Origin of the sequence: Pseudomonas tehranensis (genome assembly GCF_014268615.1) — a bacterium.
Lineage (GTDB): Bacteria > Pseudomonadota > Gammaproteobacteria > Pseudomonadales > Pseudomonadaceae > Aquipseudomonas > Aquipseudomonas tehranensis.
Genome location: NZ_JABWQV010000155.1, coordinates 1 through 11,344 on the forward strand (window position 1 = coordinate 1; position 11,344 = coordinate 11,344).

The following is an 11,344-nucleotide window of genomic DNA, read 5'->3' on the forward strand; positions in this document are numbered from 1 at the left end:
GAATTATAGACTTCCAGAATTTGCCGTCAACACCTATTTTCATATTTCTGTCACAACAGTCAAAAGCCCCCACACACACAGAGGCCGGCGTCCAAAGACACCGGCCTCTTCATCTATTGCTTACAAGCTCGGGAAGGCGAACTGTGACGCCTCGTGGCTGGCACGCTGCGGCCAGCGCTGGGTAATGGCCTTGCGACGAGTATAGAAACGTACCCCGTCCGGGCCGTAGGCATGCAGGTCGCCGAACAGCGAACGCTTCCACCCACCAAAGCTGTGATAGGCCACGGGCACCGGCAGCGGTACGTTAACTCCTACCATGCCGACTTCGATTTCATCGCAGAACAACCGCGCCGCCTCACCATCACGGGTAAAGATGCATGTGCCGTTGCCATACTCGTGATCGTTGATCAGTTGCATCGCCTCTTCCAGGCTGTTGACCCGGACGATGCACAGCACCGGCCCGAAAATCTCTTCTTTATAGATGCGCATCTCAGGCGTCACGCGATCAAACAGGCAGCCGCCCAGGAAGAACCCCTCCTCATGCCCGGCCACGCTCAAACCGCGACCATCGACAACCAGCGACGCACCCGCCAATACGCCATCTTCTATATAGCCGCTGACCTTGTCGCGATGCTGACCGGTCACCAATGGGCCCATGTCCAGTCCGCACGACGTGCCCGCGCCGATTTTCAGCGACTGGATCTGCGGCACCAGCTTGGCCACCAGCGCATCCGCCACCTGATCGCCGACACACACCGCCACCGAGATCGCCATGCAGCGTTCGCCACACGAACCGTAGGCCGCCCCCATCAACGCACTGACGGCGTTATCCAGATCTGCATCCGGCATCAATACCGCGTGGTTCTTAGCACCACCCAGTGCCTGGACGCGTTTGCCGCGCCGAGTACCTTCGGCATAGATGTATTCGGCAATCGGCGTGGAGCCGACAAAACTCAGCGCCTTCACCTCCGGCGCTTCGATCAGCGCATCCACTGCGGCTTTGTCGCCATGCACCACGCTCAACACGCCTTTGGGCAACCCGGCTTCCAGAAGCAATTGGGCGATGAGCAACGTCGAACTCGGGTCACGCTCGGACGGCTTGAGGATGAAGCAGTTGCCACAAACGATTGCCAACGGGTACATCCACAGCGGCACCATCGCCGGGAAGTTGAATGGCGTGATGCCCGCCACCACGCCCAAGGGCTGGAAGTCTGACCACGCGTCGATGTTCGGCCCTACATTACGGCTGTATTCGCCCTTCAGAATCTCCGGTGCCGCACAGGCGAATTCGACGTTCTCGATGCCGCGCTTAAGCTCTCCAGCCGCATCTTCCAGCGTCTTGCCGTGCTCTTCACTGATCAACTGGGCGATGCGCGACTCGTTCTGCTCCAACAACTGCTTGAACCGGAACATGACCTGCGCTCGCTTGGCCGCCGGTGTGTTGCGCCAGGCAGGGAAAGCCGCCTTGGCGGCGTCGATAGCCTGCTGGATCGTCGCACGATCAGCCAGTGGCACCTTATGAATCGCCTGGCCGGTCGAGGGGTTGAACACGTCGGCGGTACGAGCGCTGTCGCTCAACAGTTCGCCATTGATCAAATGCGCAATGAGGCTCATGGGGACTCCAGAATGTTATCCACAAACGCCCGCTGCCGGACGCCCGTATTGAAAGCTGTATAGAAGGACGCGTCAGTCGAGTTTGTTCAGCACTTCACCGACCGCATCGAACAAGCGATCCAGATCCTGTGGCTTGCTGTTGAACGTTGGCCCGAATTGCAGGGTGTCACCGCCGAAACGCACGTAGAACCCCTTTTTCCACAACGCCATGCCGGCCTCGAACGGACGTACGATCGCGTCGCCATCGCGGGGTGCAATCTGGATTGCCCCGGCCAGGCCATAGTTGCGGATGTCGATGATGTTCTTCGCGCCCTTCAGGCCATGCAAGGCATTCTCGAAATGCGGAGCCACCTCGGCGACGCTCTGCACCAGGTTTTCCTTTTGCAGCAGACCCAGCGCCGCCAGGCCCGCCGCGCACGCCACCGGGTGCGCCGAATAGGTGTAGCCATGGGGAAATTCCACGGCGTACTCCGGCGTCGGCTGGTTCATGAACGTCTGGTAGATCTCGGAGCTGGCGATCACCGCGCCCATGGGGATCGCGCCATTGGTGACCTGTTTGGCAATGCACATGAGATCCGGGGTCACGCCGAAACTATCGGCACCGAACATCGAACCGGTACGGCCGAACCCAGTGATGACCTCGTCGAACACCAACAGAATGCTGTGCTGGTCGCAGATTTCCCGCAGGCGCTTGAGATAACCCTCCGGCGGCACCAGCACGCCAGCGGAACCGGCCATTGGTTCGACGAACACCGCGGCGATATTGGAGGCATCGTGCAGCTCGATCAGCTTCAACAGCTCATCGGCCAAAGCGATACCGCCCTCTTTCGGCATGCCACGGGAATAGGCATTGCTCGCCAGCAAAGTGTGGGGCAAGTGATCGACGTCCATCATCGCCTGGCCGAACAACTTGCGGTTACCGCTGACGCCGCCAAGGCTGGTGCCGGCGATGTTCACGCCGTGGTAACCACGCGCACGGCCGATCATCTTGGTCTTGGTCGCCTGGCCCTTGAGACGCCAGTAGGCGCGGACCATCTTCACCGCGGTATCGGCGCACTCGGAGCCGGAGTCGGTGAAGAACACATGGTTGAGGTTGCCCGGTGTCAGGCTGGTGATTTTTTCCGCCAACTGGAACGACAGCGGATGGCCGTACTGGAAGCCTGGCGAGTAGTCGAGCGTGCCCAACTGTTTGGCGACCGCTTCCTGGATTTCCTTGCGGGTATGCCCGGCGCCGCACGTCCACAGACCCGATAGCGAGTCGTACACCTTGCGCCCTTTGTCATCCACCAGCCAACTGCCTTCGGCGGCGACGATCAGACGCGGATCGCGCTGGAAGTTGCGGTTGGCGGTGTAAGGCATCCAGTGGGCATCAAGCTTGAGCTGGCTGGCCAGGGAACCGGCAGCATGTTCGGGCATGTTCATCGACAAAACCTCGCAGGAGAGAAGCGACAAGGATCGAAAGGCGTTCTTGCAGCTAACTTGCCACGGCGATAAAGTCGATGAAATCCAACTTTTCTAACCTTCAGTCAGCGGATCACTAAACTATGAGCGCGCGTCGTCCCGATCCGCTGGCCCAGGTCAGCGACTTTGATATCCGTCTGTTGCGCATTTTTCGCAGCGTGGTGGAGTGCGGTGGATTCTCCGCAGCGGAGACGGTGCTTGGAATCGGCCGCTCCGCCATCAGCCAACAGATGAGCGACCTTGAACAGCGCCTTGGCCTACGGCTGTGTCAGCGCGGGCGGGCGGGCTTTTCCCTGACGGAGGAAGGCCGCGAGGTGTATCAGTCGGCATTGCAACTGTTAAGTGCGCTGGAAAGTTTTCGCACCGAAGTCAACGGCCTGCATCAGCACCTGCGCGGTGAATTGATCATTGGTCTGACCGACAATCTCGTCACCCTGCCCCATATGCGCATCACCCATGCCCTGGCCCAATTGAAGGAACGCGGACCTGATGTGCAGATACAGATTCGCATGATCGCCCCCAACGAGGTCGAACAAGGTGTACTCGACGGTCGATTGCATGTCGGAGTGGTGCCCCAGGCCAGCGCTCTTTCCGGGCTGGAGTATCAACCGCTCTACAGCGAACGCTCGCTGTTGTATTGCGCGGTCGGGCATCCGTTGTTTTATGTGGATGACCAACAACTGGACGACGCTCGCCTCAACAGCCAGGATGCCATCGCACCGACTTTCCGCTTGCCCGCCGAGATCCAGGCCCACTACCAGGCACTCAATTGCACTGCCAGTGCATCGGACCGCGAAGGCATGGCGTTCCTGATTCTTACCGGGCGCTACATCGGTTACCTGCCGGATCATTACGCCAACCTGTGGGTCCAGCAGGGACGGTTGCGCGCCCTCAAGCCCACGGCCCGTTTCTATGATTTGAGCCTGGCGTCAGTCACGCGCAAGGGGCGTCGGCCTCATCTGGTGCTGGAGAGTTTTCTCCAGAGCTTGGCGGCAACTCGCTAACGCCTGATCTCTTTGTGGGAGCGAGCTTGCTCGCGAAGGCGATGTCTCTGTCAGCATCAATGTTGAATGACTGTCCGCTTTCGCGAGCAAGCCCGCTCCCACAGGTGTTTAGTCAGGCTTTATATAGCAGAGGCACTTGTCGGATCGCTGCCGGTGCGCTATCAACGCATTTGCTTGCCCCACAGACCCAGCCCGGAAACGCCCATGACCTTCGAAGTCCCTGCCCACGGTGGCAAGCCCACCAGCCGCATTCGTCAAAAAAACGAAGAGACCATCCTCAAGGCCGCCGAAGATGAATTCGCCCGTCACGGGTTCAAAGGCACCAGCATGAATGCCATTGCCTTGAAGGCCGGGCTGCCCAAGGCGAACCTGCATTATTACTTCACCAACAAGCTTGGGTTGTACGTGGCGGTGCTGAGCAACATCATCGAGTTGTGGGACAGCACCTTTAATACCCTCACCGCCGAAGATGATCCGGGCGAAGCCCTGACCCGCTACATTCGCGCCAAAATGGAGTTTTCCCGCCGTCACCCGCAAGCGTCCCGGCTTTTCGCCATGGAAGTGATCAGCGGTGGTGAATGTCTGACTGAATATTTCAACCAGGATTATCGCACCTGGTTCAACGGCCGCGCGGCGGTGTTCCAAGCCTGGATCGACGCCGGCAAGATGGACCCGATCGACCCCGTGCACCTGATCTTTCTATTATGGGGAAGTACTCAGCATTACGCCGACTTCGCCACCCAGATCTGCCGCGTGACCGGTCGTAGCAAGTTGACCAAGCAGGACATGATCGATGCCGGTGACAATCTGATCCGCATCATTCTCAAGGGCTGCGGCCTGAAACCAACCTTTTAAGATCCTCATGCCTTTTACCCTCACCGGCTTTTGTGAATACCGCGAAGAGATTCGCAAAAGCCGCTTCATTACCCTCGCCGCCCCTATCACCAGCCCCGCCGATGCCGTGGCCTTCATAGAACAGCACAGCGATCTGAACGCCACACACAACTGCTGGGCCTGGAAACTCGGCGATCAATACCGCAGCAACGACGACGGCGAACCGGGTGGCACCGCCGGGCGGCCAATCCTGGCGGCCATCGAAGCCCAGGCTTGCGATCAGGTCGTGGTGCTGGTGATCCGTTGGTACGGCGGAATCCAGTTGGGCACAGGAGGGTTGGCCCGGGCCTATGGCGGGGGCGCGAACAAATGCCTGCAAAACGCCGAGAAGGTTGAATTGATCAGCCGCGTGGCGCTGCGCTGCACCTGCGGTTTCGCGGAACTGGCCCTGGTGAAGCTGCGGGTCGCCGAGTGCGGCGGGCTGGTGAACACAGAAAGCTTTACAGCCAATGGTGTGGACTTGCAGGTGGCCGTGGGTGAAGCGCAGATCGAAACATTGCAGAAGCAATTGGCCGACCTGAGCCGTGGACGGATTCTGCTGGCACGTTGAAAGCGAAGGGTACTGCGACTTTTCGGGGCAACGCCCCTCGTCCGACTTGCCCACATCCACTGTGCACCCGACTGTGGATAACCTGAGCACATCCCGCTGTAACCCTTCTGTCATGCGGCTTTGCGACCGCTGTTCGTTTTTTGATCAAAGCACTGCTTTTGGTACGAATTCGTTAGAAAAACAAATGCTTGCGGCGTTTTATCACCTTTAGAAGAAAGCCGGGCGCTGGTTATGCCTGACCTTCAGGCTTGCGCACAATAACTGTGGAACATCCTGTGGATAACCCGTTCATGGCTGACGCCGCCCCATGAAAGGCATGGCTCGCAGCCGCCTGATCATTTTTTAACCACCCGTTTCGGGGCACAAACAGCGCCTCCATCACCTGCTCGCCCCATTGCGGTGCTCTATCCACAGCGAAGGTGCTGGCGGGTACACCAAGCTAATAGGCGAAGCGCGGGGCTCGCTGACATTTCCTGACCTACTGGCCAGGAAATTGCTTTATCCACAGGCATTCATGTCCCCCGACCCGAGCCTGTCATGTCCGACCCCGATTCCATCCCGCGCCTGCAATTGCGCAAGATCAGCAAACGCTACCCTGGTTGCCTGGCCAATGACGCCATCGACCTGAGTATCCAACCCGGCGAGATCCACGCGCTGCTCGGCGAAAACGGCGCTGGCAAAAGCACCCTGATGAAGATTATCTACGGCGTTACCCAAGCCGATTCGGGCGAGGTGATCTGGCAAGGCCAACGGGTCGACCTGCGCAACCCGGCGCAGGCCCGCAGCCTGGGCATCGGTATGGTGTTCCAGCATTTCTCGCTGTTTGAAACCCTTACCGTGGCGCAGAACATCGCCCTGGCCATGGGCGCGGCAGCCGGTACACCGGCGCAACTGGAACCGCGAATCCGCGAAGTTTCCCGACGCTACGGCATGGCCCTGGAGCCGCAGCGGCTGGTCCACAGCCTGTCGATTGGCGAGCGCCAACGGGTGGAGATCATTCGCTGCTTGATGCAGGACATCCGTCTGCTGATTCTCGATGAACCCACCTCGGTGCTGACGCCCCAGGAAGCCGACGAACTGTTCGTGACCCTGCGGCGCCTGGCGAGCGAGGGCTGCAGCATTTTGTTCATCAGCCACAAGTTGGGCGAGGTCCGCGCGTTGTGCCACAGCGCGACAGTGCTGCGCGGCGGACGGGTGTCAGGGCATTGCACACCAGCGCAGTGCTCGGACCGCGAATTGGCGCAGTTGATGGTCGGCGAGGCGGCCGGCCTGATCGCGGACTATCCCAAGGTCAGCGCAGACAAAGCGTTCCTTGAGATCCACAAACTGTCATGGCCGAACCCGGACCCGTTCGGCTGCTCATTGCGGGATATAGACCTTGAGGTACGCAGCGGCGAAATCGTCGGTATCGCCGGAGTGGCGGGTAATGGACAGGACGAGTGGTTGGCATTACTCAGCGGTGAAACGCAACTGCCCCGCCACAAAGGCGAGACGATCCGGTTCGACGGGCAACCTGTGGCACATCTGCGTCCCGATGCCCGACGCCGCCTCGGGCTGGCATTTGTTCCAGCCGAACGCCTGGGCCATGGCGCCGTGCCGCAATTGAGCCTGGCGGATAACACCCTGCTCAGCGCCTTCCAACAAGGACTGATCAGTTGCGGCCTGATTCAACGGCGCAAGGTCGAGCACCTGGCCGAGGAGATTATCCGTCGTTTTGGGGTGAAGACGCCCGATACCAGAACCCCGGCGCGCAGCCTCTCGGGGGGCAACCTGCAAAAATTCATCCTCGGTCGGGAAATCCTTCAACAGCCCAGGCTGCTGGTGGCGGCGCATCCGACCTGGGGCGTAGACGTCGGCGCGGCGGCGACCATCCACAGGGCACTGATTGCCTTGCGCGATGCGGGTGCTGCCATCCTGGTGATCTCCGAAGACCTCGACGAACTGTTCCAGATCAGCGACCGCCTCGGCGCTTTGTGTGGCGGGCGCTTGTCCGCCTTGAGGCCCACTGTCCAAACCCGGCTAAGCGACGTCGGCGGCTGGATGGCCGGCCAGTTCGACGCCCCTCCATCCCCTGATCCTGCGACGGTCTAACGGAGTTTTTATGCTGCTGTCTCTTGAACCCCGCGGCCAACAATCGCGCCTGATGCTCTGGTGCTCGCCGCTGCTGGCCGCCGTATTGACCCTGGGCTGTGGCTCGCTGCTGTTCGCCGTCCTGGGGCATGATCCGTTGCAAACCTTGTACACCTTGTTGATCGCACCGATCAGCGATCTATACGGCGTGTCCGAATGGCTGGTCAAAGCCTTGCCGATCCTGCTCTGTGCCCTCGGCCTGGCGGTGGCCTACCAGGCACGAATCTGGAACATTGGCGCCGAGGGACAATTGTTATTGGGCGCCCTGGCCGGCAGCGCTGTCGCGGTGAACATCATCGACATGCAAAGCCGTTGGGCATTGGTGCTGATTCTGCTGACCGGCACTCTCGCCGGTGCCGCCTGGGCCGGGCTCACGGCGTGGCTACGCACACGCTTCAATGCCAATGAAATCCTCACCAGCATCATGCTCAATTACATCGCGCTTAACCTGCTGCTGTTCTGCGTTCACGGGCCGCTGAAAGACCCCGCCGGGTTCAACTTTCCGGAGTCGGCCATGTTCGGCGATGCCAGTCGCCTGCCATTGCTGGTGGAGGACGGGCGGCTTCATGCCGGGTTGTATTTCGCCCTGCTGGCACTGGTGGCGGTCTGGGTGTTGCTGCAAAAAAGTTTTGTCGGGTTTCAGATCAAAGTGTTGGGCCTGGACGCTAGGGCCGCCGGTTTCGCCGGTTTTCGCCAGAAGCCGCTGGTGTGGCTGGCGTTGTTGATCAGCGGCGCACTGGCCGGGCTCGCCGGTGTCTGCGAAGTGACCGGGCCAATCGGCCAACTGGTGCCGCAGGTGTCGCCGGGCTACGGCTATGCGGCGATTACCGTGGCGTTCCTGGGGCGCCTGAATCCCATCGGCATTCTGTTCGCCAGCCTGTTGATGGCCCTGTTGTACATCGGCGGCGAAAGCGCGCAGATGTCGCTGAACCTTCCCCAGGCGATCACCCAGTTGTTCCAGGGCATGATGCTGTTTTTCCTGTTGGCCTGCGACGTACTGATCCTGTATCGGCCGCGCCTTAACCTGCGCTGGGCCCGGCGCACCCGGACCACCGCCGTTCAGGCAGGAGCGCTGTGATGGATATCGACCTGTTGAGCAATATTTTCTACGCCATGATCCGTTGCGGCACACCGTTGCTGCTGGTGGCCCTGGGTGAGCTGATCTGCGAGAAAAGTGGTGTTTTGAACCTGGGCCAGGAAGGCATGATGCTGTTCGGCGCGGTGATCGGTTTTATCGTTGCGTTCAACAGCGGCAACCTGTGGCTTGGCGTGCTGCTGGCGATGGCCGCCGGGATGCTGTTGTCGGCGCTGTTCGCGTTGGTAGCGCTGGTGTTCAACGCCAATCAGGTGGCCACCGGATTGGCGTTGACGATTTTCGGCGTAGGGCTGTCGAGTTTTGTCGGGGCGGCCTGGGTCGGCAAGCCGCTGGCGGGGTTCGAGCCGCTGGCGATTCCCTACTTGAGTGACATCCCGTTGATCGGGCGGATGCTGTTTGCCCAGGATCTGCTGGTGTACCTGTCTTTTGCACTGTTCGCCCTGGTGGCCTGGGTGATTGTGAAAAGTCGCGTCGGGCTGATCATCCAGGCGGTGGGGGAAAATCCCGATGCCGCCAGTGCCATGGGCCTGCCGGTGTTGCGGGTGCGGACCCTGGCGGTGCTGTTCGGCGGCGCCATGGCCGGGCTGGCGGGTGCCTATCTGTCGCTGGCCTACACGCCGATGTGGGCCGAAAACATGAGCGCCGGGCGCGGCTGGATCGCCCTGGCGCTGGTGGTGTTCGCCAGTTGGCGAGTGTGGCGCCTGCTGCTGGGCGCCTACCTGTTCGGCCTCGCCAGCATCCTGCACCTGGTGGCCCAGGGCTTGGGGCTGGCGATTCCATCGAGCTTGCTGGCGATGCTGCCGTATGCCGCGACCATCGTGGTGCTGGTGTTGCTGTCCCGGGATGCCGTACGCACGCGGTTGTATGCGCCGGTGTCGCTGGGGCAGCCTTGGCAGGCGGGGCATTGAGAGACACCGCGGCACGCCTATCGCGAGCAGGCTCGCTCCCACATTTGTGATCGGGTGAAACCTGAGCTCAGGTTCGACTCAGACCCCTTGTGGGAGCGAGCCTGCTCGCGATGAGGCCCGAACCGGCAACACCTGTACCAAGCCCCACGCCAACTCGAAAAACAGGAAAACCCACAACACCGCATTGGCCCCATGAAGCAATGCATACAGCATCCAGGCCGCAAACAAAAACCGCCCCGCCGCGTCATAACGCCCATAAAGCGGCTGCGGATCCCGAATCCGCAGCACCGACCACACGCAAACAATCGAGCCCAGCAGATTTGCCATCAGCACATGCGCCGGCGCAAACGGCGGCAGTTCTCCAGGCAGGTCAAATAGCTGAGTCATACTCATCAACACACCATGCAACGCCGCAAAGCTCCACGGCGTGGCCAGCACGGCCGACACGATAAGGTCGTACCAGGCGCTGCCGCGCACCACCCGGCGATATTGCATCAAAGTCCACATACACCTTGCTCCAGATAATTGGGAAGCAAAGAGGCTAAAGCCTGGGGTATGCTCCAAGGTCAAGCCCTCCGGAGACCCACCATGCGCATCGGTGAACTCGCCCAAGCCTGTGCCGTCAGTCGTGACACGCTGCGCTTCTACGAGCAGCGTGGCCTGATCGCGGCGCAGCGCAGCGCCAATGGCTATCGCCACTACCCCGCCGACATGGTGCAACTGGTGCTCTACATCAAGACCGCCCAGCGCCTGGGTTTTACCCTCGGCGAGATCGGTAACAGCGTCGCCGCCCTGTGGCACACACCGGACCCGGACCGCGCCGTGACGCAATTGCTGCAAGACAAACTGAACCTGATCGAAACCCGCATGACCGAACTCGACGCGTTGCGTCATGAGCTGAAACAACGGCTCGGGCAACGTTGTCCATTAAATCCGTGACCTTTTTTCATCAAGGATGCTCCTCATGAATTCGGCAAAAAACGCATTGATCATTGGCGCCTCCCGGGGCCTGGGCCTCGGTCTGGTGAAGACGCTGCTGAGCGATGGCTGGAGCGTGACCGCCACCGTGCGCAACCCGCAGAACGCCGAGGCGTTGAAGGCGCTTGGGCCGGTGCGGATCGAAAAGCTCGACATGGACGACCAGCAGGCCGTCATCGCCCTGAGCCAGCAGCTCAAGGGCGAAACCTTCGACCTGTTGTTCGTCAATGCCGGTGTCAAAGGCCCGGACAACCAGAGCCCGGGCGGCGCGACGCTGGCGGAAGTCGGCCAGTTGTTCTTCACCAATGCCGTGGCGCCGATCAACCTGGCCCAGCGCTTCGTCGGCCAGATCCGCGACGGCAGCGGCGTACTGGCATTCATGAGCTCGGTGCTGGGCAGCGTGACCATGCCCGACGCGCCGGAGTTGGCGCTGTACAAGGCCAGCAAGGCGGCGCTCAACTCCATGACCAACAGCTTCGTCAGCCAACTGGGCGAGCAGACATTGACGGTTCTGTCGCTGCACCCGGGCTGGGTGAAGACGGACATGGGTGGCGAAGGGGCGGACATTGATGTCCAGACCAGCACCCGAGGCCTGATTGATCAGGTCAATGCCTTTGCCGGCAAGGGTGGGCATCATTTCGTCAACTACAAGGGCGAGACGATTCCCTGGTAACCCAAGCCTGTGGGAGCGAGCCTGCTCGCGATTGCG

Annotated in this window: 11 protein-coding genes; 8 read left to right on the forward strand and 3 right to left on the reverse strand. The window is 60.7% G+C overall.

Annotation, left to right across the window (positions count from 1 at the left end; all coding sequences use genetic code 11):
• Positions 1 to 120: 120 nt before the first annotated feature.
• A complete protein-coding gene (locus HU811_RS19080) occupies positions 121 to 1,614 on the reverse strand; it encodes a CoA-acylating methylmalonate-semialdehyde dehydrogenase (RefSeq protein ID WP_186657503.1) in 1,494 nt (497 codons plus the stop codon).
• A gap of 72 nt (positions 1,615 to 1,686) precedes the next feature.
• Positions 1,687 to 3,036, reverse strand: coding sequence for an omega-aminotransferase AptA (aptA, locus tag HU811_RS19085; RefSeq protein WP_186657505.1), 1,350 nt, complete (start codon positions 3,034 to 3,036; stop codon positions 1,687 to 1,689).
• Positions 3,037 to 3,158: 122 nt separating this feature from the next.
• Here aptA and HU811_RS19090 point away from each other — a divergent pair, with 122 nt between their 5' ends.
• The 6 genes from HU811_RS19090 (at position 3,159) to HU811_RS19115 (ending at position 9,657) form a co-directional block, all read left to right on the forward strand.
• Positions 3,159 to 4,079 carry a LysR family transcriptional regulator gene (locus HU811_RS19090; protein ID WP_092395976.1) on the forward strand — a complete coding sequence of 307 codons (921 nt, stop codon included), beginning with the start codon at positions 3,159 to 3,161 and terminating at the stop codon, positions 4,077 to 4,079.
• Between the two features lie 204 nt (positions 4,080 to 4,283).
• Entirely contained in the window at positions 4,284 to 4,934 is a 651-nt protein-coding gene (locus tag HU811_RS19095; RefSeq protein ID WP_092395974.1) for a TetR/AcrR family transcriptional regulator, read from the forward strand.
• Positions 4,935 to 4,941: 7 nt separating this feature from the next.
• Positions 4,942 to 5,523, forward strand: a complete 582-nt coding sequence (locus tag HU811_RS19100; RefSeq protein ID WP_076386466.1) for an IMPACT family protein — start codon at positions 4,942 to 4,944, stop codon at positions 5,521 to 5,523.
• Positions 5,524 to 6,060: 537 nt separating this feature from the next.
• Entirely contained in the window at positions 6,061 to 7,614 is a 1,554-nt protein-coding gene (locus tag HU811_RS19105) for an ABC transporter ATP-binding protein (RefSeq protein ID WP_092395972.1), read from the forward strand.
• A 10-nt stretch (positions 7,615 to 7,624) separates the two neighbouring features.
• Positions 7,625 to 8,731: an ABC transporter permease gene (locus HU811_RS19110; protein WP_186657506.1), complete on the forward strand. Its 1,107-nt coding sequence runs from the start codon at positions 7,625 to 7,627 to the stop codon at positions 8,729 to 8,731.
• Positions 8,731 to 9,657: an ABC transporter permease gene (locus HU811_RS19115; protein WP_092395968.1), complete on the forward strand. Its 927-nt coding sequence runs from the start codon at positions 8,731 to 8,733 to the stop codon at positions 9,655 to 9,657. Before HU811_RS19110 ends, HU811_RS19115 begins: the two co-directional genes overlap by 1 nt.
• Before the next feature lie 78 nt (positions 9,658 to 9,735).
• Here the strand turns inward: HU811_RS19115 and HU811_RS19120 are convergent, their stop codons facing one another.
• Positions 9,736 to 10,164 (reverse strand): hypothetical protein, encoded by a 429-nt coding sequence (locus tag HU811_RS19120; protein ID WP_092452130.1) that lies wholly within the window; start codon positions 10,162 to 10,164, stop codon positions 9,736 to 9,738.
• Between the two features lie 81 nt (positions 10,165 to 10,245).
• Between HU811_RS19120 and HU811_RS19125 the strand changes: the two genes are divergently transcribed.
• A complete protein-coding gene (locus tag HU811_RS19125) occupies positions 10,246 to 10,596 on the forward strand; it encodes a MerR family transcriptional regulator (protein WP_092395964.1) in 351 nt (116 codons plus the stop codon).
• Between the two features lie 25 nt (positions 10,597 to 10,621).
• Positions 10,622 to 11,308, forward strand: a complete 687-nt coding sequence (locus tag HU811_RS19130; protein ID WP_092395962.1) for an SDR family oxidoreductase — start codon at positions 10,622 to 10,624, stop codon at positions 11,306 to 11,308.
• Positions 11,309 to 11,344 lie beyond the last annotated feature (36 nt).

What these genes read in the sequence shown, in the direction of transcription:
- HU811_RS19120 (WP_092452130.1), bottom strand. Translation starts at nt 10,164, where the DNA reads ATGTGGACTTTGATGCAATATCGCCGGGTGGTGCGCGGCAGCGCCTGG.
- HU811_RS19095 (WP_092395974.1), top strand. Translation starts at nt 4,284, where the DNA reads ATGACCTTCGAAGTCCCTGCCCACGGTGGCAAGCCCACCAGCCGCATT.
- HU811_RS19125 (WP_092395964.1), top strand. Translation starts at nt 10,246, where the DNA reads ATGCGCATCGGTGAACTCGCCCAAGCCTGTGCCGTCAGTCGTGACACG.
- HU811_RS19105 (WP_092395972.1), top strand. Translation starts at nt 6,061, where the DNA reads ATGTCCGACCCCGATTCCATCCCGCGCCTGCAATTGCGCAAGATCAGC.
- aptA (WP_186657505.1), bottom strand. Translation starts at nt 3,036, where the DNA reads ATGAACATGCCCGAACATGCTGCCGGTTCCCTGGCCAGCCAGCTCAAG.
- HU811_RS19100 (WP_076386466.1), top strand. Translation starts at nt 4,942, where the DNA reads ATGCCTTTTACCCTCACCGGCTTTTGTGAATACCGCGAAGAGATTCGC.
- HU811_RS19115 (WP_092395968.1), top strand. Translation starts at nt 8,731, where the DNA reads ATGGATATCGACCTGTTGAGCAATATTTTCTACGCCATGATCCGTTGC.
- HU811_RS19080 (WP_186657503.1), bottom strand. Translation starts at nt 1,614, where the DNA reads ATGAGCCTCATTGCGCATTTGATCAATGGCGAACTGTTGAGCGACAGC.
- HU811_RS19130 (WP_092395962.1), top strand. Translation starts at nt 10,622, where the DNA reads ATGAATTCGGCAAAAAACGCATTGATCATTGGCGCCTCCCGGGGCCTG.
- HU811_RS19090 (WP_092395976.1), top strand. Translation starts at nt 3,159, where the DNA reads ATGAGCGCGCGTCGTCCCGATCCGCTGGCCCAGGTCAGCGACTTTGAT.
- HU811_RS19110 (WP_186657506.1), top strand. Translation starts at nt 7,625, where the DNA reads ATGCTGCTGTCTCTTGAACCCCGCGGCCAACAATCGCGCCTGATGCTC.